Genomic DNA, 23,673 nt, shown 5'->3' with positions numbered 1-23,673 from the left:
TATTGAAATTTTAATCTATTTAAAGTTATCCCTTAGCTTCGCCTTTGAAAAACGCTGCGCTTCCACTGGACGGGTCACTCGGACCCGCCAGCATTATTTCCTCCGTATACCCGGAGAAGCATACAACATGGCATCACACATGTCTGCCGTCCGCCGAATCGGCTTCACATCATGAACGCGAACCATCTGGCACCCTTGGGCAATGCCAAATGCAACGGTCGCAGCCGTTCCTTCCAGCGCATCATCCGCCCCGACATCCAGGGTGTTCTGGATGAATCTTTTGCGTGAGGTGGCTAGCAGAACCGGATATCCCATTTCATTGAGCAAACCGAGCGATGACATGAGCTTCAGATTTTCTTCGAGATCCTTCACAAAACCAATACCCGGGTCCAGGATAATTTGCTCTGCTTTCACGCCGGCTGTTAACGCAATCTGTATGCTCTCCTGCAAATCGCTCACGACATCACTCAGATAATCGGTATAGTTTCGCTCCTGCCGATTATGCATCAAAATGATGGGACACCCCAGCTCTGCTGCCGTGCGGGCCATATCTGCATCTGCCTTGGCACCCCACACATCATTAATAATATGGGCACCGGCTAGAATAGCCTGACGTGCAACATCGGCCTTATACGTGTCTACCGATATCGGAATGTGTGGGGCTTGCTGATGCAATGCCTCAATAACCGGAATAATCCGGCTAAGCTCTTCATCGGCGCCCACGACATCTGAACCTGGCCGGGTGGACTCCCCGCCAATATCAATCAGGTCCGCCCCGTCCTCCATCATCTGCTTGGCATGGGCAACCGCCCGCTCCACGTTGGTATAACGTCCACCATCCGAGAACGAGTCAGGCGTGACGTTAAGAATGCCCATAATCTGTGTTCTTTCACCCAGCTTCAACTTAGCTGGTCCCCATGCATAGTTCCGTTCATAGATGACAGGTGTAAGTGTCATGAAGTATACCCCGCTTTCTCCCGGTACATACCCAGAAGGAATGCTGTAACCGGGCCTATATGTCCGTTGCTGATTATTGTTTCGGCTCCCTCCTGATCCCGCAGAATTGTCACCGGAACCAGTTCTGCCACCGAGCCGGTTAAAAATATTTCATCTGCTTGCAGGAGTTCCTCCCAGGCAGCTAACGTTTCTATGCAGGGAATTCCTTGCTGCGTGCCGATCTCAATTACCACAGCTCTAGTGATGCCCGGCAGAATGCCGGTTGAGATTGCTGGCGTGTAGAGCACATTTTCCCGTACCCAAAATACATTGCTGACGATCCCTTCCGCTACATGACCATCCCGGTTTAATTGTAACCCTTCCGCACCCTGCACATGCTGCCCGTATCCATTAAGCTCCCGTTTCGCCAGAATGCTATTCATGTAATGTAGCGACTTGAACCGAACTTCTCCTTCGGGCGTGTTGCGAGGTGTAGACAACCGTTGGAGCATTTTGCCGCTCTCATATAAAGAGGGAGAAGGTTCAGGTAATGCTTTTGCCAGCAAAATATGATTTGGCTTTGAATAATCACCAGAAGGTAAGCCTAGCGGTGCTTCACCGGCTGATACCGTATAACGCACATACGCATCCCGAAGTCCGTTCGCATCCATCAAACGTTGAATCCAATCTGTCACCTCTGCTGTGGTCGTTGTAAAAGGAATACCAAGTTCCCTACACCCCGAAGCCATTCGCTCCAGATGCCGTTCCAAAAGATATGGGACACCTTGATACGTCCGGAACGTCTCAAACAGGCCCAGTCCGTACAAAAAGCCGTGATCCGTTACAGGAACCACGGCCGCCGCCATATTGACCAACTCTCCATTTATCGCGGCATATTGCATGTTATACCTTCACTTGTTGGGACAAAAAGTTACGAAGCATCTGATGACCATGGTCTGTAATAATGGATTCCGGGTGGAACTGAACACCTTCAATCGCATATTCTTTGTGGCGCAGACCCATAATCTCACCTTCAGCTGTCTCCGCTGTAATCTCCAGGCAGTCAGGCAAGCTGCTGCGCTCCACAATCAGGGAGTGGTAGCGGGTAGCTGTGAATGGAGATGGCAATCCGGCAAATACCGATGTCCCATTGTGGTGCATCTCGGATGTTTTGCCGTGCATCATGCGCTCCGCACGAATGACATTGCCACCAAACGCTTGTCCAATGGACTGATGTCCCAGACAAACACCAAAGATCGGAATGCTTCCCTTGAAATGATCGATGACTGCCAGACTAATACCCGCTTCATTCGGTGTACACGGGCCCGGAGAGATCAGAATATGATCAGGTGCCAGTGCCTCTATGCCTGCCAGATCAATCTCGTCGTTGCGGCGAACTTCCACCGTCTCGCCCAGTTCACCCAGATATTGAACCAGGTTGTACGTGAAGGAATCGTAATTATCGATAACCAGTATCATATGCCTGCTCCTCCTCATCTTCCGTCAATGCAAGTGACGGTTGCTTCGTTTTATTTTAGTTTAACAGCTTCTGTTCGCTCCGCTTGTTCTTGTTCAATAGCTCTGCTTGCTTCCGCCTCTTCGCTGTAATTTACAGCTCTCATCATGGCTCTTGCCTTGTTGCGGCATTCCTTGTATTCCCGATATGGATCGGAATCAATAACAATCCCTGCCCCGGCCTGTACATAACCAATACCGTCCTTGATGGCAAGTGTACGAATGACGATGTTCAATTCCATATTCCCACTGTAATCCATCCACCCAATGGAACCCGTATAGGGCCCACGCCGTACAGGCTCAAGTTCCTCGATAATCTCCATGGTGCGGACTTTCGGCGCCCCGGTAATCGTTCCACCCGGGAATGTCGCAGCGATCACATCAAATACGGATAACCCTTCTGCCAGCCTACCTTCCACCTGGGAAACGAGATGCATGACATGGGAATACTTCTCGATGGTCATCAATTCAGGCACATGAACCGAACCGTAGGCCGCAATCCGTCCGATATCATTACGTTCCAGATCAACGAGCATAATATGCTCCGCTCGTTCCTTCTCACTGCTGAGCAGTTCATCCGCCATAGCTTTATCCTCTGCTTCATCCCGGCCCCTTCTTCGGGTTCCTGCGATGGGACGTGCACTGACTTTGCCATTCTCCACTTTGACCAGAAGCTCGGGAGATCCGCTTACCAGTTGAAAGTCTGGACTACGCAGCATACCCATATATGGTGATGGATTCACAAGGCGCAGCCATTCATAAATATGCTCAGCGCTCGAATGAAGCCGCTTCTCCTGCCTCAAGGACAGATTCACCTGGAACACATCGCCCTGCCTGATATATTCCTGTACCGTACGCACAGCTTGTTCAAAGTTCTCCTGGGGAAAGGAGGTTTCCCATCCTTCCGATTCCCTATCCGCATCTTCAGGCTGCGGTGTACGATTGACCTGCTTGTTGCGGCGTTCCAGTGCCTGCTGTTGTTCCTCGGCCTGTGCAGCCCCCATAATATGAAGCCAACGTTTCTGCATCGCTGTCGCTCGTACTTCGGCCGCTGAATATAGGCTACGGATATCCGTTTCGTTCCGGTTAGGCTCTATAGCCAGATGAACCATGCAGAAAAGCGCCTGCTGCTCATGGTCATACGCCCATATTTCTTCAAAGCGCATCCACCAATAATCCGGCAGAGCCGGGTTATCCTCAGCCAAGTCTGGAAGCTTCTCCAATGATCTTGCTACATCGTAGCTGAGATAACCTGCATATCCACCCCCAAAGTCTGGAGCCCCATTAACCTTGGGTGCGCGATACGGGGCAGTCCATCTCTTCAATACATCAAGCGGCTTACCGCTGTCCGTCGAGGTGGTTCCTTGCGTCACATCATGAATAATCGCTTCTTGACCTTTACCGGAAATAACGGATACGGGGTCTAACCCCAGAAATGTATATCTCCCGCCTTTGCCATTCTCCAGCACAATTGCGTAGGGTGACGCCTGCTGCCAGGCTGCCTCCCACGATAACGGTAAACCGCCATGATACGGTCCCTCATCCGACTTCGTGATATAGGGCATCATGGTCCAGCCTTGTTCAGCCCACTCCATCCAGTCGGCGTATGTTGTCATCAGGTGTGTCATTGCGGTGTGCCGCCCTCCATCTGTCGCTAGTTCTATTGTCTGATAGTATACTAAAGCGCCGCCCCTTTTAAAAGCATTACGCCAAAAATCCTCCATACCCGTCATACGGGCAAGGAGGATTGGTTTTGTCATTTGCAGACTTAGCCTTCGAAGTTGTAAAGAGGTGTGCTGAGATAACGTTCGCCGTTACTTGGCACGATTACGACAACGCGCTTGCCTTCACCCAACTGTTTCGCAACCTGAAGACCTGCACGGATCGCCGCACCGGAAGAAATACCAGACAGAATGCCCTCTTCCTTCGCTACCTGACGAGCCGTCTCGAATGCATCATCATTCTCAATGTGAATGATCTCATCATAGATTTCCTGATCCAGAATCTCAGGGATAAAGTTGGCACCAATCCCCTGGATCTTATGTGGTCCTGGTTTGCCGCCCGCCAGAATTGGCGAAGCTGCTGGCTCAACCGCAACAATTTTAATACCAGCAAAAGCTTCTTTCAGCACTTCGCCTGTACCTGTAATTGTTCCGCCTGTACCAATTCCCGCAACGAAAGCATCCAACGTACCGCCTACAGATTGAATTGCTTCAACAATCTCAGGGCCAGTCGTTTCACGGTGGATCTTCACGTTGGCTTTATTTTTAAATTGCTCAGCCATGAAATAGGAAGGGTTTTCTTTCAGCAGTTCTTCGGCTTTTTTAACAGCACCATTCATACCTTCAGCTCCAGGTGTTAGCACAAGCTCAGCACCATACGCACGAAGCAAGTTACGACGCTCCAAGCTCATCGTCTCAGGCATTACAATAACGGACTTGTAGCCTTTGGCTGCAGCCACCATCGCGAGTCCAATTCCCGTGTTACCACTTGTTGCTTCAATAATGGTATCACCTGGTTTCAGCTTGCCTTCTTTTTCCGCTTCTTCCACAATGCTAATTGCGATACGGTCTTTCACGCTTGAACCTGGATTCTGGTACTCCAGCTTCACGAATATTTCAGCACTGCCTTCAGGTACGATACGGTTCAGACGAACAAGCGGAGTACCTCCGATGAGTTCTGTTACGTTATTAACTACTTTAGCCATATGAATGCCCTCCTTAGTGGATGAATAAAACTTGAGTCCTGTTAACCTATACTGTGCGGCCGGTAGCCTCTAGCTGTTATAGAAGAACTGCGGAAATCCTGTTGATCCTATCCCTTACTGCTAAGATTTCTAGACAGGGCGGAGGTTTCCGAAAGTTTCTTTGTTCATAAATAAATCTTTTATATCCGAGTAAACGAGTAGGTATTTATTATTTTCATCTTATCAACGTTAACCCTTATTGTCAATATGAGTACTCAAAAAAAATACTCTGCCTTTGGCCCTAAGACCGCAGACAGAGTATATTTATCAAGATGCAGCAGTACGAGACAATCTTTTCCATTGCATTCAGGAGGCAGGAATCTCGGACAGGATTACGGCTTCATACTTGTTACGCAGCATTTGCTCTACCTGCGGCAACGGATCAGCCTGACTCAGAGCCAGTTCCATTCGAATCTCCTCACGGACTTCTTCGGCCGATTGCACCTGGCGTTCTTCTTTATCATTAAGTCTGATAATAACATAGCCTTCTTCCACTTGAACCGGACCGGCAATATCGCCTACATCCAGCCCGGCAGCAAGTTGAAGGATTTCTTCTGACTGGAATGGATCATTCCTCTCAATCCATCCCAGCCTGCCACCAGCATCACGAGAGAAGCTGTCTGTCGATTGCTTGCGAGCAGCTTCTTCAAAGTCTCCCCCCTTCTCCAACGCATCCAGTAAGGAATCCGCCTCTTCTTCTTCCTTCACTACGATGATGGACAAGTCATATTTCTCGGGAGAAACGTAATCCTCACGGTGTTCAGTCCAGTAATGCTCAATATCTGCATCCTTGATCTGTATACCGATCGTTGCGATTTTCTCAAGCAGCAGCCTGTAGCCGGCTTCCAACTCAAGTTCCTGTTTCGACAGGCCCAATTGGGATTTCATTTCGTCAAAATATGATTTCTCTGAATCGTACCCATCCATCGCGGCGGCAAGTTCTCTTGCAATCTCTTGGGGAGTGACGGTCAGCTTGCGTTCAATTGCTTCGGCATATACTGCTTTACGGTTTAACATCTGGAGTAATAACTCACTGCCGTAACGTCGTTTCAGCGCATCGGTCCACTCTTTGTCCGTGATAACTTCTCCGTTGATCGTCGCTACGGTGCTTCCTTCTTCCGTATTGGCATCATGGGATGCATCTGCCTCGTCTTTGCCCTGTCTGAGACCATGCATAGCCATCACCGTTCCCATAACCAGCATGCCCAGCGTCAAGACAATTACAGCCGTCCACAACCCTTTTTCCTGTCTTGTCATTCCGCATCCCGTCCCCGCATAGATCAGTTCTTGGCTTGCTCTAGGATGGTCTCAAGTTGTTCTTTGTTAAAGTCATAGGCTTCATTACAGAATTGGCAGACCACTTCAGCCTGGCCCTCTTCTTCAATTAATTGCTCCATCTCCGTTTGGCCCAGGCTGATCAGCGTCTTCTCTACTCGCTCACGTGAACATTCACAGCTAAAATGTATATCCAATCCTTCCATCACTTGTACATCTGGCAACAATCGGCGAAGCAACTCTTCCAATTCAAGTCCCTGCTCCAGCAACGTCGTCACTGGCGGCAACGTACTAATGGCGTTTTCGATCGCCGTGATCTCTGGATCTGTCAATCCCGGCAACAGCTGCATAATGAATCCACCTGAGACAATAACGGAATTATCCGTATCAACGAGCACACCAACGCCTACTGCAGAAGGTGTTTGCTCCGATTGCGCAAAGTAGTACGTGAAGTCTTCGCCCAGTTCTCCTGAAATAATAGGCACACTGCCACGATATGGTTCTTTCAGTCCCAAATCCTTCGTTATGTTGATGAAACCTTCCGTTCCAACCGCGCCTGCAACGTCCAGTTTTCCCACACTATTGCTTGGCAAATGTACATGCGGATTAGAAACATATCCTCGTACTTCGCCTTTCGCATTGGCATCAGCTACAATCTGTCCAATGGGCCCATCACCGTTGACTTGTACCGTTAACTTCTCTTCACCTTTGAGCATTGCACCCATAATGGCTGCTGTTGTAACCGTACGCCCCATGGCAGCTGTAGCCGTGGGAAACGTATCGTGTCTTCTGCGTAGTTCCTCAACCAGTTCCGTAGTCTGGATAGCAAAGGCTCTTACCTTTCCATTCATTGCTGTACCACGAATTAACCGGTCATGCTTGTTGTTGTTTTCCAAGTCATTCAGCCTCCTTTGGCGTATCGCCATAATAGTCGTAACACAGAAAAAACGGCACAACACTTAAGCTGTAATCTCAGCCCGCTGTATGCCGTCACTATGCTCACCTTTCCCGGTTCCGCTCATATATAATACGCAGCCCTTCAAGCGTAAGCAGCGGATCAACTTCCTCTATACTACGGGTTTCTTCTGCGATAAGTGTAGCGAGACCACCCGTCGCGATAACTCGGGGCTTCGCTCCCATTTCCTCGCGAATACGTTCTACAATACCATCTACCTGCCCTGCATAGCCAAATATAATACCCGCTTGCATAGCATGAATAGTATTACGGCCAATGACCTTTTTAGGTTTCTCCAGCTCTATACGAGGCAACTTGGATGCCCGCTCATAGAGCGCTTCAGTGGCGATCTGAATGCCAGGTACAATAGCTCCCCCCAGGTAGTGACCTTTCTCGTCAATACAGTCAAAGGTCGTTGCGGTACCGAAATCGACCACGACGAGAGGGCCGCCATACTTCTCAACGGCTGCCACTGCATTAACAATACGATCCGCACCCACTTCACGAGGGTTCTCGTATCGCAGGTTCAAGCCAGTTTTGATACCAGGCCCAACGAGCAAAGCTTTTTTGCCTACATACTTCTCACACATCGCTTCGATTACATTCACCAGCGGCGGAACCACAGATGAGATGATGACACCTTCGATGTCACTTGCCCTGATGCCGGACATATGAAATAAATTATAAATCAATACGCCGTATTCATCCACTGTTGACTGACGTGATGTACTCAGACGAAAGTGGTGCAGCAATTCCCGGCCTTGATATACGCCGAGCACCATATTGCTGTTCCCCACGTCTACAACTAGAATCAAAGAGGTTCACCCCTCTTTCTTTTCATTTAAATCCAGACTAATATCCAGGCTCTCAAAGGAATAGGTTAACCTGCCAACCGAAATTACATCCACACCACTCTCTGCAATACCACGAATGGTCTGAAGAGACACGTTACCGGATGCTTCAACCTTCACATGAGGAGCCTGTTCACGAATAAGTTCAACTGCTTCACGCATCCGCTCTGGATGCATGTTATCCAGCATAATGATATCTGCCCCGGCTTGCAAGGCTTCTCTCACCTGCTCCAGATTTTCAGTCTCCACTTCAATCGTCATCGTATGTGGGATAACGGTTCGCGCACGCTGTACCGCCTCGGTGATTCCGCCTGCACCCTTGATGTGGTTATCCTTAATCATAACGGCATCGTACAGTCCAAATCGATGATTCGCTCCGCCACCCACGCGCACTGCATATTTCTCAAGTAATCGATGGCCCGGCGTTGTCTTACGTGTATCCACAAGCCTGGTCTCAAGACCATCCAGCACATCCACGTAGGCACGCGTACGCGTAGCTATTCCGGACATACGTTGCAGCAAGTTAAGTGCCAGTCGTTCCCCTGTAAGCAGTGAATGTGTACTTCCCTCTACCTCGGCCAAAATCGTGCCATGGGTAACCTTGTCTCCGTCTGTTACCTTCGGTGTAAATACAAGATCAGGATCAACGACCTGAAATACAAGTTCAGCTACGGTCATGCCTGCAATAACACCATTGTCTTTGGCGTGTATAATGGCCTTGGATTGGTTGCCTGCTGGAATCGTCACACTTGTTGTAACGTCACCTGCACCAACATCTTCACGAAGCCAGTTTTTGATTGATTCGATAAGCCCTTCATTATATCCATTCAGTATCATGACATCAATTCCTCCACAATGGCTTGTTCTCGCTGCTGCAGACTATGCTTCTGCCACACGATATCATCACGCGCCGGGAAATCCTCACGATAGTGAGCCCCCCGACTCTCCTCGCGATGTAATGCTCCGCTGGTAACTAACCAGGCACAGGTCAAGAGGTTGGCATACTCCAGCTCTTCCTTATGAGTGAGTGTCTGATCAAAAAATTGCAATTCCTGTTGCAGCTTGTCCATAGCCTTCTGCAGGTCCTCACCATTCCGGCGCAAACCGACCTGACGAACCATCATTTTCTGTAGTCGTAAACGTCTTTCGGATACCGGCTTTTGCTCTTCCGTGATCTTGTTGATCTTTTTATTCATGTCCACAGATGAAGGCGTAGCCCCTCTTGCTTGTAATAAACCAAGCGGAGGGAGAGATTGAATACGATCAACAATTCTCCGCCCAAATACAATCGCTTCTGATAAAGAATTGCTTGCCAGGCGGTTGGCTCCATGCACTCCTGTAGAAGACACCTCGCCACAAGCAAATAATCGGGAGATGCTGCTCTCTCCACTTAAATCCGTTTTCACTCCACCCATCATGTAATGGGCAGCAGGTGCAACGGGAATCCAGTCCGTTGTCATGTCTAATCCATAACGCATACAAGTCTCATATATGGTAGGGAACCGATGCTTGATCATCTCTGGCTGTTCATGTGTAATGTCCAAGTACACAAAGGTACTGTTGGTGGACTCCATCTCACTAACAATCGCTCGTGCCACGATATCTCGTGGGGCCAGTTCAAGCTGGGCATGATAACGATCCATGAAGCGCTCGCCCTTCACATTGCGCAAATATGCCCCTTCACCGCGTACGGCTTCTGACACAAGGAAACGCGGGGCTCCCGGGTAACATAGAGAGGTGGGGTGGAATTGGATAAATTCCATGTCACGAACAATAGCCCCAGCCCGATAGGCCATGGCTACACCATCGGAAGTAGCTACATCCGGATTCGTCGTGTATCGGTACAGTTGTCCTGCCCCACCAGAACAAAGAACGGTTGCCTGTGCCTTCACAAACACTTGCGATCCGTCATCCTTCTGAACCAGAGCGCCAATGCATTCCCCTCGATCTCGATCCGTAATCAGGTCAACAACAAAATGCTCATCCCATACTTCAATCCCGGGATGCTCATTCACTTCAACAGCAAGCGCACGTACAATCTCATATCCTGTTGCATCTCCGTTGGCATGCAAAATACGGCGGTGGCTATGCGCACCTTCCTGCGTCAACGCCAACTCGCCGTTCTCCAGATCAAATAAAGTACCCAAACGAATCAGTTCCTTCACTCCGTCCGGCCCCTCATTCACCAATACCTCTACCGCTTCGGAGCGGCATAAGCCCGCTCCTGCTACAAGTGTGTCCTGCAAGTGGTAAGCAGGTGAATCATCCTCAGCAATAACCGCAGCGATGCCTCCCTGCGCATATCTGGTGTTACTTTCAAGTAATGACTTCTTTGTGATCATTAATACACGTTGTTGTTCACTTGCCTTAATGGCAGTAAACAAACCAGCAATCCCTGAGCCTATAACCAGTACATCCGTCTCTACCATGGGTAGGGCAGACAGATCAAAATCAACTAAATATTGCGGTATCATGTTATTCACCTGTCTTGGAGCAAGAGTAGCGCATCCTACTTTACCAACAACATGCGCTCTAGCGATTCTCTGGCTTTGTCGGCAACGGCCGGTGGCACGTAGATTTGCGGCCTCATCGTTTCCAGGCATTTCACCAGTTTCTTCAAGTTGTTCACCTTCATGTTGGGACATACGAGGAACTTGGTAGCAAAGTGGAACTGTTTATCCGGACTATCCAGACGAAGCTGATATCCTGTACCATCTTCGGTACCTACGATAAATTCCTTCGCTGATGAATTTTTGCAATACTCCAGAATAGCTGTTGTGCTGCCTACAAAATCACCCATTTCTACAACCTCAGGGCGACACTCTGGATGGACAACAAACTCTGCATTTGGATGCTTGGCTCTCATCTCCACCACATCTTTGACTGTAAGCATATCGTGAGTGTTGCAGTAACCTTCCCAGATAATCATTTTCTTGTCTGTATGCTGCTGCACATAATGTCCCAGGTTTTTATCCGGTACCCAGATAATTTCGTCGGAATCCACCGATTGAATAACCCGGACTGCGTTCGCCGATGTACAACAGATGTCAGTCTCTGCTTTGATCTCAGCCGAGGAATTGATATACGTAACCACCTTGGCATTAGGATGTTGTGCTTTCAATTTGCGTAGTCCATCCACATTCACCATATCTGCCATTGGGCAGCCCGCACGTTCGTCCGGGATAATAACTGTTTTATTTGGCGCAAGAATTTTAGCGCTTTCACCCATAAAATGAACACCACAGAAAACGATCACATCCGCATCTGTCTGTGCTGCCTTCTGGGCTAACAGAAACGAATCTCCACGGAAGTCGGCAACCTCCTGTACTTCGTCACGTTGATAATAATGGGCAAGAATAATGGCATTACGTTCCTTCTTCAACACCATAAGCCGCTCACGCAGCTCGCGGTTCATCTCAGCCTTGCGCTCTAAAGCCAGAGCTTCCACCTGTGATCCTCTCCTTTATCGGGACAGCGTCATGCGCTGTTTCGTGGGCTAACCTAAGTCGTTATCTTCGCTTGAGAAACGAATCACAAGCGGTTTAACAACTAATTTACACAACGTTCACGACTCTGTCAATAAATGAAAAAGGCCCGGAACAGCGCTGTAACCACCTGTTTGCTAACTGGTTCGCCATCTAACTCCCGTTTATCTTTATCTATCCTCTTTTAAAATAATGGATAAAAAAAAGAGAGCCTCGAGGGCTCTCTTGATTTCACCTGCTATCATAGCCAGATGTATTGTGCATTAAGACGTTGGCTTCGTTCCGCCATCATCCGGGTTATTGTTATTACCCTTTTCCAGATTCGGAGCTTCGTTTGGAATATCTCCGGCTGGTGGCTCAGGCGTTTCATCTTTACCTTGAATACGAACACGCACATCACCGATGGTGTCGATGATTGGCTCTCCGCCTTCAGATGGTGTGCCTTCACCATCATTGTCATTCTCTGCTTTTGGAGTCAAAGAACCTGTTTCGATCAATTGCTTGATCTGATCCATTTCCAAAGTCTCTACCTCAAGCAAAGTTTGAGCGATCAGGTGCATCTCTTTTGAATGTTTAACAAGCAAGTCCTTACACTTCTCATAACAGTCATTGATAAAGCGTTGCATTTCCTGATCAATCTCGTAAGCAATGGAATCCGAGTAATTCTGTTCATGACCGATATCCCGACCAAGGAATACCTGTCCTTGTGAACTTCCGAATTGCATAGGTCCCAATTTCTCACTCATACCGTATTCCATAACCATGCTGCGAACAATACCTGTCGCTTGCTGGAAGTCACTGTATGCACCAGTACCAATTTCTCCGATGAACAATTCTTCAGCTACACGACCCCCGAGAAGTCCGGTTACTTTATCCAGCAATTCCTGCTTGGTAACCAGCATACGGTCTTCTTTTGGCAACATGATTACATATCCACCCGCACGTCCGCGCGGAATAATGGTCACTTTATGTACCATATCAGCATGTTCGAGGAAGTATCCTACAATGGTATGACCTGCTTCGTGATAAGCAACGATTCGTTTCTCGCGATCACTGATGACACGGCTTTTCTTCTCCGTACCAACGATGACACGGTCAATCGCTTCGTCAACTTCCTTCATGGAAATATCTTTACGGTTACGACGCGCTGCAAGCAATGCCGCTTCGTTCAAGAGATTTTCCAGATCTGCACCAGAGAAACCTGTTGTACGCTTCGCGATAATATCCATCTTCACATCTTTGGTCAGTGGTTTATTACGGGAATGTACTTTCAGGACAGCTTCACGACCTCTTACATCAGGGCGGTCAACCGTAATTTGACGGTCAAAACGTCCAGGACGCAGCAAGGCAGGGTCCAAAATATCTGCACGGTTCGTTGCAGCTATGATGATAATACCTTCATTAACTCCGAATCCGTCCATCTCAACGAGCAACTGGTTGAGTGTCTGTTCACGTTCATCGTGACCACCACCGAGACCAGCACCACGCTGACGTCCTACAGCATCAATCTCATCGATAAAGATGATACATGGGGCATTTTTCTTCGCATTTTCAAACAAATCACGTACACGTGATGCACCGACACCGACAAACATTTCCACGAAGTCGGAACCTGAAATAGTGAAGAATGGTACACCCGCTTCACCGGCTACGGCACGAGCGAGCAATGTTTTACCGGTACCTGGAGGCCCTACGAGCAATACGCCCTTAGGAATCCGTGCACCTACTGCTGCGAATTTACGAGGGTCCTTGAGGAAGTCTACAACCTCAACAAGTTCCTGTTTCTCTTCGTCAGCACCCGCAACATCTTCAAATGTAACCCGCTTCTTCTCTTCGTTGTAGAGACGAGCACGGCTTTTACCAAAGTTCATTACTTTACCGCCGCCGCCTTGAGCCTGATTAAACAGGAAGAAGAACAGCAGGAACATAATGATCAAAGGAATAAAGGAAGTCAGCAACGTCAACCAGATGCTGTCACCTTTCATTGGCTCCTGATGATATTGGAAATTGTTAGTTTCACTTGCAGCTACAAGTTCACTAATTGCCTCATCCGTAGGAGGAATATACGTTGAGAAATTTTCTGATTTGGCGCCATCAGGTGCCTTCTTGTATTGACCGGTCACGAGATACGTTTGACCGTTGAATTGAACCGTCAATTCAGAGACATTGTTGGCTTTGATCGCTGCACGCAACTGATCATATCTAGGATTATCGGTGGCTTCGCCGCCATTGCTGACGAACTGGACTATCCCCACCACAACTAAAAAAAGAATCAAATAAAAACCAGAATTCCGGATGAACCGATTCATCCCCTACCTCCTCTCGAGACACTTTAATTATTTTAACATAGCCCGACATGGCTTCTCAACAGAAGCCAAGAACAGCTCAAGGCTTGGGTCGGGCAGGATATTAGCTACTATAGACTTCCGGCTTCAAAATCCCGATATAGGGCAGGTTCCGGTACTTCTCCGCAAAATCCAAACCGTAACCAACGATGAACGCGTCAGGAATGTCAAAGCCTGTGTAATGAGCTTCCAACTCAACTTTACGGCCTGAAGGCTTGTCGAACAGCGTAACCACTCGCACCGACTCGGCACCGCGGTTTTCTAGCAGTTCAATCAGATAGCTGAGTGTAAGTCCGCTGTCGATAATATCTTCGACAATCAGAACTTCCCGTCCTTCAACGGATACATCCAGATCCTTAATGATTTTGACAACACCTGATGACTTGGTGGAAGCGCCATAACTGGATACCGCCATAAAATCCATTTCAACAGGTACCGTTATGTTTTTAACCAAATCAGCCATAAATATAAACGCACCCTTGAGCACACAAATGACCAAAGGATTGCGATTTGCATATTCGGCACTTAGTGTTGCGCCTAATTCCTTGACTTTACTCTGAATTTCTTCTTCACTGATCAATACTTCCTGAATGTCGTTCTGCAACTGTGCGAACCTCCTAAGTTATACTATGAAAGCCTTACCTGAACCATAACCACTACCCCTGAATCGCTGAATCGCCTACAGTCATGTACAGGATTGCGGAAGTGCCCTCCCTGACAGGAGCCACATTGGACCGTCGAACACCCGGTAACCAGATGATATGACCTGCTCCATCACATACCACAGGAATACGTGGACGGACAGATGGGGGGATTTTCTCATCGATGAAAATATTTTTCACCTTTTTGCTTCCGTTTAATCCCATCACTTTCATGGTATCTCCAGGTAACCGTGAACGCACAACCAGCGGCATAAGCAGTTGATCCGCATCAAACGCGGCTTGATCCGCCGATTCCGGTACATGATAGTCCTCGGGACTCACCGTCATCAACCGAATATACCGGTTAATTGGGGTGAGTGAAAGCTCATAAGTTCCACTCCATTGCGCAAGACGATACTCGTAAGATTGATCCTGTACGTCCGTCCGTATGCCAAAAGAAATCAGATTATACTCCCGAGTGCAGGCGAGTGTCTGTCCTATATCCAGGCTCCAGGTCGTCACATGGGTCTCCATGACCTTGCGTCGAATGGTTTCTATACGGGTAAAGTCGACAAAATCACTGTCCAAAGGCAGATAATTCAATATTAGTTTAATCAACCTTCGTTGTAAAGCGACATGTAACTTCAAGAAGGAAGGCACCTCAAAGGTTTGCCTTCCGCCGTTCACCTGCACTAGACACCTGTATGTGTCATATGCACTCTGCTCCATGAAATCGTCTTCATCACCCACAATTTCGGCAAGCCGATTCAATGACGGCGTGAGTTGTCCATTATACTGCCCCAAAAAAGGAAGCACATCCAAGCGAATGGCATTACGCCGATATTTACGCAGGGCGTTGCTCTCATCATTGAAATACATAAAACCCTGGGTATTACAAGCTTCTACAAGGTCTGTCTTGTTTATACGAAGGCATGGACGAATAAGTTCCACATTTTTTTCTCGTCTTTTAAACTTCATTCCTGAGAGTCCCGACAAGCCGGTTCCACGAAGCAAATGAAGCATGACCGTCTCCGCCTGATCATCGGCATGATGTGCCAAAGCGATGCTTGCTGCATTATATTTGGAAGCCACTTCATGAAGAAAGGCATATCGCTTGTTGCGGGCTGCTTCCTGTGGTCCCTGACCCGTAAGCTCCATATATGAAGGTACATCGGCCTTGGTCCATTCAAATGTAATACCAAGCTGTTGTGCCAGTTCCATCATTTTCTCCGCTTCGTCATCAGATTCACTCCGGAAGCCATGATGCACGTGGGCACAGATCAATTCAAGTGGCATATGCCGCTTGCTGATCTCGTGCATGATATGCAAAAAAGCTACCGAGTCCGGCCCGCCCGATACTGCGACGACAATCCGATCCCCGGGAACCCATAACTGATGCTCTTCCGCTGCATCCAGCACGTTCTTCACCAGCATGTTCCAGCGTAAAGCCTCCATACCTGTTCCTCATTCCTTGCGTTATGTATATGCACTCTCACAGATCAGAAAAGTAGTGCATAGATGAGCACTCCAATAAGTAATATCACAGATACAGCAAATGCGTTTTTAAGCCAGCGCGGTGTTGTACTTTTGGAACGACGGCGGAGAGGCGTGGGGCGTGCCATCATTTCCTTCCACCCTTGTGCAGCATGAACTGCATCACGAAACTGACCTCGTAATGCCTGAATCGTCCAATTGCGAAAAGGACCCAGTCGTTCACTGCGCTCCACCAGCACTACGAGCTGATTCACACTTCGCAGTTGCGGTAATCCCTCGGCTGCCAGTGCCTTGAGCGCGTCTGCTTCAAGTACATGAATCAACAATAATGCAAATGCAAATACATCATAGGTACCATCTGCCGTACGGCTGCCTGCATTCCAGAAGCCCCGATCATACCATTCGGTGAACTGTTTGACGCTTCGACCAATCGACGTAACTCCGCCGTAGTCGATCAATTCCACCTGCCCATAGTCGGATACCAACACATTCTGAGGTTTGAGATCACCAAACACCCATCCCGCCTGATGCAATTGTGCCAGCTTCTGCAAGAGTCTAAGTCCCACCAGAAGTGTCCAGTCTGTCCCCTGACGCCGAATGAAGTGATGAAGTGCCTCACCTCTAACGTAACGCATCACATAAAAGGGAATATCCCGGCCACGAACGGCATAATCATCCACATCTTTAAGATAGGAAGGAATGCCGCTCTGCCGAAGGGCTTCATGATTACGCTGTAGTTGAAAAGATTTGAGCACATTAACTTCCGATTGCAGATCAACCGGATCAAATCCCATTTTTAGCGCGTAGTGTTTGCCATTTTCACCCCGTTGGACAAGAAAAACGATGCCATTAGCTCCTTTGCCCAGTAGCTTCCGAATCGTGTAACGACTGCGATTCCATTTCCCTGTAACCACTGTTCCTGGCGGGAAAGAGGCGTCAGACAACGTTGTCACCGAGCATCCCTTCTCTTTCAATGCGATAGTTCCCTTCTATTTCCTGCTGTTTCTCCAGTGTACCATAACGGTAAAAATCAATCACCTTCTGAATTGCAGGACCTGTCGGCGTTGCACCCTTCATCTGCAACCTTCCAAACAAGGACCGAACACGGCCTGGATCCGTTGTCCAGTCAATATCCATTACCGCATCTTCTCCACTGTGTCGTCCCGGAAAATGAAATACGGAAAGCTTGCTCTGACCTATACGCGCCTGCAAACTCAACATTAAATCACGAATGCCTTCTTCTACCGCAGCCAGTTTGGGCTTCATGCTGGCACTGACGTCTATTAGCAATATAACCTGTAAGGCTGTAGTTTCAGCCATATCATCCATCACTTCCACGACCCGGGCGCGTTGTGCAGGCTCCAGATCGGTTACCGTTTTGGGCTCCTTCTCTCCCAAAATTTGTGTTAACTCTCTATTAACCGCCTGCTGAATGGTCTGAACCACCGTTTTCCTTGTCATCATCTGCATCGTATGGGCAAGCTGCCGTGTACCTACAATTTGGCTGATTCCACCTCCGGCTCTGGCAATATCCTCAATCTCCCGGCTACCCAGCTCACCAATGGTTCCATAATCAATCACGCCAACCACATTAACCGTAATCCCCTCTTCCTGTGCTTCGGCCGCTGCCAGCACCGGACTTGGTCCTACATTGGAACAACCGTCGGTGATCAATAAGATTTGCTTCATCCGATATCCCTCCGTTATTCGTTACTCTCCAACTCTATGACTAGCATTGCCAGAATGAAGAGACTTCAAACAGAAGAATATGCAATTAGCTGACGGTCCGTGGACGCTCCATCCGGTTGATGCCAGGCACACGCAGTGTGGCCCATTCAGGGCGGAAATGCTCTACTTTTCCAACAACGACGGTCATATCATCCAATATCTCATGCTGCTGATATCTTATGACACTTTCAAGCAGGCAATCGGCCAAATCTTGCGGATCATCCGTATCAATCTCTTGAATAAGCCGTTTCATCCATAACTCTTTGTTCACCGCATACCCCGGTGCATCATAGATGCCATCTGTCATCATAATGAGGATATCCCCTGGTTGTAGCTGTACCGTCACCAGATCCACTTCAATATCCTTAATAATACCGATCGGCAAATTACTGGCCGAAACCTGAATAACCTCCTGTCCTCGTTTGATAAAACTTGGCGTCGATCCGATTTTCATAAACGTGGTCTCTGCCGTATATTCATCGATCAGTGCCATATCCACTGTGGCATACATCTCTTCAGGGGAGCGCAACATCAGAACGGAGTTCACGGATTTGATCGCCAGTTTCTCATCCATGCCGGACTGTAACAACTGTTCCAGTATGTTCAGCGCCGCGCTGCTCTCCATACGTGCCCGTTCTCCATTGCCCATTCCATCACTGAGCGCCACTGCAAATGTACCATTACCTAACTCAACCGTACTGAAGCTGTCGCCTGACATCACATCTCCCCCTTTTGCAGCAGCAGCAACACCGGTGGTTACCTCGAACGTTTTGGCTGAACCAAACGTAACGGTCGCCAGTCCCTGACGAGGGTCGGTCATGGTCTCATGCAAGACGGCAATATGCTCGTCCAGTACATCCGAGATCAGCGGAGCAATCATTTTCCGGCACTCATCGAATCCACGTGTATATGCATGTACAATCTCAATCTCTACATTGCCCGCTTCCAGATTGATGATCTCAATGGAATGAATGGACAAGCCCAATGACTCCAGTGCGTCCCGAATCTGCTCCTCCTGCTGTACCATCTCATCACTTTCCCGCTGAATTTCTTTGGCCAGGTCCTCCATGACCTGAGATACACCGGACAATTGCTCTGCAACCAGCTGCCGGCTATCGATAATTTGGCGCTTCCATTGCATGTTATGTTGATGCAGTCCATACTGGGCACGCATGACTTCAAGGACCTCTTCCGGTTTTGCACACACCCTGTTCCAGTCCACTGGAATCTGCTTGCCTGAGATCTCCGGGTTTCCTTCAATCGTACTCATCACGTCCGTCATATATTTGTAGGTTTGAATAAACTTCGCATCCCAGCATTGTGTACGCTTGAAGCAGCTTGCACATGTTCCCTCGGCAACCGCATTCATGAAATGGTCCATTCCACCTTCTTTCTGTACCTGCTCCCCTGCACCGGACATCTGATCAAAGCTACGTGACAATTGACGGAATACCTGTGAGAACCGGGTTACCCGTTCTGCCGTGATATCCCGTATCCGTTTGGCATACTCATGCTGCGATTTCGTATGATCCTGCGTACCCGGTACATATTTGGATATCGCCGTCATCAGGCTTTTAGGTGTTAACATGAATAGTACGATAGCTGCACACGTCTCCCATAATGAGTTCATCACATCGCCCGGTCCTCCCAGATATATGGATAGAATGGACGAACCCAGCAGCATGCCCAGTGCAACCGCCGCACGTTTGCCTTCTCGAAGCATACCCGCCAGCATCCCGGCAAAAGCAAGCAGGCTCATCTGATACACCGCTGACATGTCAGCCAGACTCAGAATCAAGCCGGTAATGACCCCAACTGAGGCTCCAAGGGGGGCTCCGCCCACCAGCGCAAAGATTAATATGAGATAACGGGAGAGCATATGCTCGACCGATAAGGACTGAATGGTCCACCCTACGGCTCCCGTCATAACGGAAGCGAGCAATATGATCAGGCAGAGGATCTCCTCGTTCTTTAGGCTGAACTTTTTTTTGCGGTAAGTGAAGATCGGTATGGCTTGTATAAAAACAAGGGTGAGCACGAAACTTAATACCGAATCCATCGTGAGCATTAGCATTGCGTACCAGCTGAAGGATGGTCCGATCACAACCGCGAATAATTTGACCATAAATGTAGTCGTAAACACCATCGTTGGTGCATAAGATAATTCAGCACGATCATATGACTCCAGACCGCGGAAGAGCAGATAAAAGATGGCGATCTCCGATGCAACAATGAGTGGTACTGGAAACGGTGCAAAGAGGCTACCTGCGAGTAAAGCGGCGCCTACCGGAATGATGTAATCCCTGCGCATGAAAGCAATTACGGCGAAGTAAGCAATGGCAAAGGGAGATAACTCATTCAGGATCATTGCCTTTCCGAGCAGGAACCCCATAAATGTAAGCAGCAGTACCCATTTGCGGGAAGCAACCATCTGGACAGCCTTGCGGGAGCCAAGCCATTGTTTCAGACGTACCGACAGCTCCTCCCGAGCTTCCGTACCTCCTTTACCTGCTTTCATTCCCGGAAATTGAATGACATTCCACTTTTCCATCATCCTCAAGGCACCCCATTCGATTAATTTGAATTTTCGTGTTTCGTTCTCGATGGTTCTGATTATAGATAGATTAGAAGACGTAGTTTGTCAGAATAGGTGGGCAGGGTCCAAAAAGTTTACGACAAAAGAAACAAGCCTGGCGCGGTGGAGCGAAACCCCCGGCCTTATTGTGGTTTCATTCATTCTCCTACTTGATTCCGACAATCGGAATGTCTGATTTTGAACCGGAGATGGTTTGGTCTCGCCACCATTTGAGCAGGATAACTGTGGAATGCCACGGAAACCTGTCGGTAAAAAATGGTAGACGACAAATGTTCTTATGGTTTCATTTTGCCGTGCAGAAAAACTGGGGATATGGAGCTTCACCTTACAAAAAAAGCTATTCAATTACTTATCTGTGAAAGAAACGCAAAAAAACCGTTAGCCCATGGGCTAACGGTTTTACTTATATGTTTAGATCAGGTTGTGACAGATTACACACGCTTGGCTCCACGGCCTCCGCGTTTGCCTTCTGTGTTCTTCTTAAGCGAAGAGATCCGCTCTTCACTATCTTTCAGGAAGCGTGACATTTTATCCTCAAATGAAGGTTTGCCTGCTGCGGGCTTGAAAGAACGGCCTCCGCGGTCACCACGGTTAAATCCACCGCCGCCACCACCACGACCTTGGCCACCACTTGGGCCTCCGCCGCTGAATCGTTCGCGATCTCCTCCACTGCGTTCCGGTCTAGGAGCTCTCGGGGGTCTAGATTGGGTTTGTTGCTCAACCGGTTTGTCAACAGCTTGCTTAATGGAAAGTCCGATCTTGCCATCCTTGTCAACGTTGATAACCTTCACTGTAACGAGGTCATTCAGCTTCAGGTGGTCGTTGACATCTTTGACATAATTGTCGGCGATTTCCGAGATGTGAACGAGACCCGTGACACCTCCTGACAGATCCACAAATGCTCCAAAATGCGTGATTCCTGTCACCTTGCCCTCTAACTTGGTGCCCACTTCAATTGCCATAGAATAAAATGATCCTCCCTTAAAAATATACAACCCGATTTTTTGAATGCCAAAATCAATGCTGCGCTAATGTAATTATACCTTATGCCATAAACCAAGGTCAACTGAACACTACCCCATCAGAGAGCCTATTTTTTCCGGTTTAACGGCTTCAGACACACGGATAACAAACCTAGCTCGGTAATAGACCGAATTCCATCAGTTCCCTGACTCTTCAACCTGGATCGGCGTTTCCTCAGGAAGATAATATCCTTTTTTCCGTGCCAGCTGTCCTATGTATTCAGGGTCATTCAACCGGCTGACTTCGTACTTCAACTGTTCCAGCTTCTTCAACGTATCTTCCTTTGAAGCTTGCTGAGTGGCCAGATGAGAACTCTTGTCCGAAATTTGTGCATTCTGCACAAGGAACGTATATCCTGCCCATATTACAAATACAATCATAAACGTCATCCAAAGCATGAGGCGCCTTTTTGCACCGGCAGATTTTCCTTGGTTAGTTGGAGCCTTTGATCTGCCCACAGGTGTTTTACCCATTACGGACCTCCTTAAAACCAGCGTTTCCACATCGCTGCAATTCTTGTACCCACACGGATCATGAAGCGTGGCGTTACCCAATGTTTCAGGAGCGGCCTAAACATCCAGCGGAACAACTTGCCGAAAGGTACCAAACATTGCAGCACCAGCCTGCCCAGGAATAATAGTATCGCAATTACAAAACCGAATAATACGCGAATTAACTTATAAATTCCTTTAACCGGCATAACGATCAGGATGTTAAGGATATGTCCACACCAATGAATCAGCGTTCTTGCGAGTTTAATTAACATTACCACAAAACGCTGGGTTGTAACACTTAAAAGCCAAAAATAGAAGCAAACCCCTATAATCAGCCCCAAAAAGACATAAAACCGCAACTGTCCGTGGTTTCCGGCGTATAGCATCCGAAAAACGAACAGCGCGGAAGCAACCCAGTACAACAGATCGAGCGTGTGTATACTCCATCTCGGAAACCGCAGCTGTCCGGACAGTACCCGGTAACTGTCGTAGGCCATTCCCATCACGACCCCCGAAGTAAGCATCCACATCAATGTGATCCATTGAGTATCCGGACTCATCGGAACATCTTGCCAAACAGGCCTTTACCATTTTTGGACTGGGAACCGGGGTCCAGATATTGGAGCGAACTGACTGTGCCTTCAATGGATAACAGACCTTCCTCCAGGCTCAGGTTTTTGATATGTAAATTGTGCCCCCGGATGGTCAGATGCCCAAGTTCAGTCTGCAGCAAAAATTCCTCACTGTCGAAGCTCTCCACGTTGGAGACACCCGTCAGATCCAGCAGTTTCCGATTCTGCATGCTCAGATGATGCTGTTTGGCCTTACCGTGCTCAACCATGGCATGTACCCCTCCTTCTTACACCTAGCTTATGGATGTGGAGGTTGGAATAGAACCAGCGTTGTTGAACAAATAACCCGGCATCCAGTAAAAACAAAAACGCCCTTCCCTGTTACAGGAGGACGTTTCGATTCAACTTGCATTGAATGAATATTTAATACCAGATGTACTGTTACCAGTTCATTCCGTTATCCTTGGCGATCGGCTCTTCCTTCACCAAGGTGTAGAGGCTGCTCGCCTCATCCTTCTTGGTACTCTCGGCAATTCGTTCCACCCTCACAGTGACCAGTTTCTGACCGAACTGAACCGTCAGCTCATCGCCCACTTTGACAGCGGCGCTGGGCTTAGCTTCACGTCCGTTCACCAGAACACGTCCCTGTTCAGAGACGTCCTTGGCCACAGTGCGGCGTTTGATTAGCCGGGAGACCTTCAGGAATTTATCAAGACGCATTATTTTACGGCTTCTTTAAGTTTGTTGCCTGCTTTGAATGCAGGAACAGTGGACTCAGGAATCACGATTTCATTCCCTGTTTGTGGGTTACGTCCGGTACGACCGGAACGTTTGCGGGTCTCAAAAGTGCCAAAGCCGATCAATTGTACTTTGTCTCCGCTGGCAAGTGCATCTGTAATTTCTCCCAAAAAGCCGTTCAATACGGACTCAACGTCTTTTTTAGTCAAACCACTTTTGGTTGAAATGTTGTTAATCAGATCTGTTTTGTTCATTTTTAAAAGCCTCCCAAATTGAAAA

General features: G+C 48.3%; 23 protein-coding genes. All 23 read right to left on the bottom strand.

What is annotated here, in order from left to right; genetic code table 11:
• Positions 1-93: 93 nt before the first annotated feature.
• Positions 94-957 carry a dihydropteroate synthase gene (folP, locus tag MKY44_RS00360; protein ID WP_341005683.1) on the bottom strand — a complete coding sequence of 288 codons (864 nt, stop codon included), beginning with the start codon at positions 955-957 and terminating at the stop codon, positions 94-96.
• Positions 954-1,838, bottom strand: a complete 885-nt coding sequence (locus MKY44_RS00355) for an aminotransferase class IV (RefSeq protein WP_341005682.1) — start codon at positions 1,836-1,838, stop codon at positions 954-956. The genes folP and MKY44_RS00355 overlap by 4 nt, the downstream gene beginning before the upstream one ends.
• 1 nt (position 1,839) lies before the next feature.
• Positions 1,840-2,415, bottom strand: coding sequence for an aminodeoxychorismate/anthranilate synthase component II (gene pabA / locus MKY44_RS00350; RefSeq protein ID WP_036606106.1), 576 nt, complete (start codon positions 2,413-2,415; stop codon positions 1,840-1,842).
• Positions 2,416-2,465: 50 nt separating this feature from the next.
• On the bottom strand, positions 2,466-4,079 hold the full coding sequence (locus MKY44_RS00345) for an anthranilate synthase component I family protein (protein ID WP_341005681.1): 1,614 nt from the start codon (positions 4,077-4,079) through the stop codon (positions 2,466-2,468).
• A 140-nt stretch (positions 4,080-4,219) separates the two neighbouring features.
• Positions 4,220-5,158: a cysteine synthase A gene (gene cysK / locus MKY44_RS00340; protein WP_341005680.1), complete on the bottom strand. Its 939-nt coding sequence runs from the start codon at positions 5,156-5,158 to the stop codon at positions 4,220-4,222.
• A gap of 345 nt (positions 5,159-5,503) precedes the next feature.
• Positions 5,504-6,454 carry a peptidyl-prolyl cis-trans isomerase gene (locus MKY44_RS00335; protein ID WP_341005679.1) on the bottom strand — a complete coding sequence of 317 codons (951 nt, stop codon included), beginning with the start codon at positions 6,452-6,454 and terminating at the stop codon, positions 5,504-5,506.
• A gap of 23 nt (positions 6,455-6,477) precedes the next feature.
• Positions 6,478-7,398 (bottom strand): Hsp33 family molecular chaperone HslO, encoded by a 921-nt coding sequence (gene hslO, locus MKY44_RS00330; RefSeq protein WP_047844508.1) that lies wholly within the window; start codon positions 7,396-7,398, stop codon positions 6,478-6,480.
• 73 nt (positions 7,399-7,471) lie between these two features.
• A complete protein-coding gene (locus tag MKY44_RS00325; RefSeq protein WP_026081372.1) occupies positions 7,472-8,242 on the bottom strand; it encodes a type III pantothenate kinase in 771 nt (256 codons plus the stop codon).
• A gap of 6 nt (positions 8,243-8,248) precedes the next feature.
• Positions 8,249-9,115 carry a carboxylating nicotinate-nucleotide diphosphorylase gene (gene nadC, locus MKY44_RS00320; RefSeq protein WP_091039124.1) on the bottom strand — a complete coding sequence of 289 codons (867 nt, stop codon included), beginning with the start codon at positions 9,113-9,115 and terminating at the stop codon, positions 8,249-8,251.
• Complete coding sequence (gene nadB, locus MKY44_RS00315) at positions 9,112-10,752, bottom strand: L-aspartate oxidase (protein WP_341005678.1); 1,641 nt, start codon at positions 10,750-10,752, stop codon at positions 9,112-9,114. The genes nadC and nadB overlap by 4 nt, the downstream gene beginning before the upstream one ends.
• Positions 10,753-10,787: 35 nt before the next feature.
• Positions 10,788-11,726: a quinolinate synthase NadA gene (nadA, locus tag MKY44_RS00310; protein ID WP_341005677.1), complete on the bottom strand. Its 939-nt coding sequence runs from the start codon at positions 11,724-11,726 to the stop codon at positions 10,788-10,790.
• Positions 11,727-12,026: 300 nt separating this feature from the next.
• Positions 12,027-14,072 (bottom strand): ATP-dependent zinc metalloprotease FtsH, encoded by a 2,046-nt coding sequence (gene ftsH / locus MKY44_RS00305; protein ID WP_341005676.1) that lies wholly within the window; start codon positions 14,070-14,072, stop codon positions 12,027-12,029.
• A gap of 100 nt (positions 14,073-14,172) precedes the next feature.
• Positions 14,173-14,712 (bottom strand): hypoxanthine phosphoribosyltransferase, encoded by a 540-nt coding sequence (hpt, locus tag MKY44_RS00300; protein WP_017691352.1) that lies wholly within the window; start codon positions 14,710-14,712, stop codon positions 14,173-14,175.
• Between the two features lie 52 nt (positions 14,713-14,764).
• A complete protein-coding gene (gene tilS, locus MKY44_RS00295; RefSeq protein WP_341005675.1) occupies positions 14,765-16,204 on the bottom strand; it encodes a tRNA lysidine(34) synthetase TilS in 1,440 nt (479 codons plus the stop codon).
• A 44-nt stretch (positions 16,205-16,248) separates the two neighbouring features.
• Positions 16,249-17,196: a serine/threonine protein kinase gene (locus MKY44_RS00290; RefSeq protein ID WP_341005674.1), complete on the bottom strand. Its 948-nt coding sequence runs from the start codon at positions 17,194-17,196 to the stop codon at positions 16,249-16,251.
• Positions 17,180-17,932, bottom strand: a complete 753-nt coding sequence (locus tag MKY44_RS00285; protein WP_091018321.1) for a VWA domain-containing protein — start codon at positions 17,930-17,932, stop codon at positions 17,180-17,182. The genes MKY44_RS00290 and MKY44_RS00285 overlap by 17 nt, the downstream gene beginning before the upstream one ends.
• Positions 17,933-18,017: 85 nt before the next feature.
• Entirely contained in the window at positions 18,018-20,525 is a 2,508-nt protein-coding gene (spoIIE, locus tag MKY44_RS00280) for a stage II sporulation protein E (protein WP_179088724.1), read from the bottom strand.
• A 473-nt stretch (positions 20,526-20,998) separates the two neighbouring features.
• Entirely contained in the window at positions 20,999-21,529 is a 531-nt protein-coding gene (locus MKY44_RS00275; protein ID WP_017691357.1) for a S1 domain-containing RNA-binding protein, read from the bottom strand.
• 198 nt (positions 21,530-21,727) lie between these two features.
• Positions 21,728-22,063, bottom strand: coding sequence for an FtsB family cell division protein (locus tag MKY44_RS00270; RefSeq protein ID WP_076254642.1), 336 nt, complete (start codon positions 22,061-22,063; stop codon positions 21,728-21,730).
• Positions 22,064-22,074: 11 nt separating this feature from the next.
• The gene (gene yabQ / locus MKY44_RS00265) at positions 22,075-22,644 is read right to left on the bottom strand and encodes a spore cortex biosynthesis protein YabQ (RefSeq protein ID WP_091039114.1); all 570 of its coding nucleotides are present in this window, start codon (positions 22,642-22,644) and stop codon (positions 22,075-22,077) included.
• On the bottom strand, positions 22,641-22,925 hold the full coding sequence (yabP, locus tag MKY44_RS00260; RefSeq protein WP_036606119.1) for a sporulation protein YabP: 285 nt from the start codon (positions 22,923-22,925) through the stop codon (positions 22,641-22,643). Before yabP ends, yabQ begins: the two co-directional genes overlap by 4 nt.
• 172 nt (positions 22,926-23,097) lie before the next feature.
• Positions 23,098-23,376, bottom strand: a complete 279-nt coding sequence (locus MKY44_RS00255) for an RNA-binding S4 domain-containing protein (RefSeq protein WP_017691361.1) — start codon at positions 23,374-23,376, stop codon at positions 23,098-23,100.
• Positions 23,376-23,648, bottom strand: a complete 273-nt coding sequence (locus MKY44_RS00250) for an HU family DNA-binding protein (protein WP_017691362.1) — start codon at positions 23,646-23,648, stop codon at positions 23,376-23,378. The genes MKY44_RS00255 and MKY44_RS00250 overlap by 1 nt, the downstream gene beginning before the upstream one ends.
• Positions 23,649-23,673: the final 25 nt, after the last annotated feature.

Origin of the sequence: Paenibacillus sp. FSL R7-0026 (assembly GCF_038004485.1) — a bacterium.
Classification (GTDB): Bacteria; Bacillota; Bacilli; order Paenibacillales; family Paenibacillaceae; genus Paenibacillus; species Paenibacillus xylanexedens_A.
The sequence above is the reverse complement of the archived record's forward strand: the minus strand, read 5'-3'. Positions and strand labels throughout refer to the sequence as shown.

Bases quoted from the DNA above. Each gene is read 5' to 3' on its own strand.
- folP (WP_341005683.1), bottom strand. From the start codon at position 957: ATGACACTTACACCTGTCATCTATGAACGGAACTATGCATGGGGACCA.
- MKY44_RS00355 (WP_341005682.1), bottom strand. From the start codon at position 1,838: ATGCAATATGCCGCGATAAATGGAGAGTTGGTCAATATGGCGGCGGCC.
- pabA (WP_036606106.1), bottom strand. From the start codon at position 2,415: ATGATACTGGTTATCGATAATTACGATTCCTTCACGTACAACCTGGTT.
- MKY44_RS00345 (WP_341005681.1), bottom strand. From the start codon at position 4,079: ATGACACACCTGATGACAACATACGCCGACTGGATGGAGTGGGCTGAA.
- cysK (WP_341005680.1), bottom strand. From the start codon at position 5,158: ATGGCTAAAGTAGTTAATAACGTAACAGAACTCATCGGAGGTACTCCG.
- MKY44_RS00335 (WP_341005679.1), bottom strand. From the start codon at position 6,454: ATGACAAGACAGGAAAAAGGGTTGTGGACGGCTGTAATTGTCTTGACG.
- hslO (WP_047844508.1), bottom strand. From the start codon at position 7,398: ATGGCGATACGCCAAAGGAGGCTGAATGACTTGGAAAACAACAACAAG.
- nadC (WP_091039124.1), bottom strand. From the start codon at position 9,115: ATGATACTGAATGGATATAATGAAGGGCTTATCGAATCAATCAAAAAC.
- nadB (WP_341005678.1), bottom strand. From the start codon at position 10,752: ATGATACCGCAATATTTAGTTGATTTTGATCTGTCTGCCCTACCCATG.
- ftsH (WP_341005676.1), bottom strand. From the start codon at position 14,072: ATGAATCGGTTCATCCGGAATTCTGGTTTTTATTTGATTCTTTTTTTA.
- tilS (WP_341005675.1), bottom strand. From the start codon at position 16,204: ATGGAGGCTTTACGCTGGAACATGCTGGTGAAGAACGTGCTGGATGCA.
- MKY44_RS00285 (WP_091018321.1), bottom strand. From the start codon at position 17,932: ATGAAGCAAATCTTATTGATCACCGACGGTTGTTCCAATGTAGGACCA.
- spoIIE (WP_179088724.1), bottom strand. From the start codon at position 20,525: ATGATGGAAAAGTGGAATGTCATTCAATTTCCGGGAATGAAAGCAGGT.
- MKY44_RS00275 (WP_017691357.1), bottom strand. From the start codon at position 21,529: ATGGCAATTGAAGTGGGCACCAAGTTAGAGGGCAAGGTGACAGGAATC.
- MKY44_RS00270 (WP_076254642.1), bottom strand. From the start codon at position 22,063: ATGGGTAAAACACCTGTGGGCAGATCAAAGGCTCCAACTAACCAAGGA.
- yabQ (WP_091039114.1), bottom strand. From the start codon at position 22,644: ATGAGTCCGGATACTCAATGGATCACATTGATGTGGATGCTTACTTCG.
- yabP (WP_036606119.1), bottom strand. From the start codon at position 22,925: ATGGTTGAGCACGGTAAGGCCAAACAGCATCATCTGAGCATGCAGAAT.
- MKY44_RS00255 (WP_017691361.1), bottom strand. From the start codon at position 23,376: ATGCGTCTTGATAAATTCCTGAAGGTCTCCCGGCTAATCAAACGCCGC.
- MKY44_RS00250 (WP_017691362.1), bottom strand. From the start codon at position 23,648: ATGAACAAAACAGATCTGATTAACAACATTTCAACCAAAAGTGGTTTG.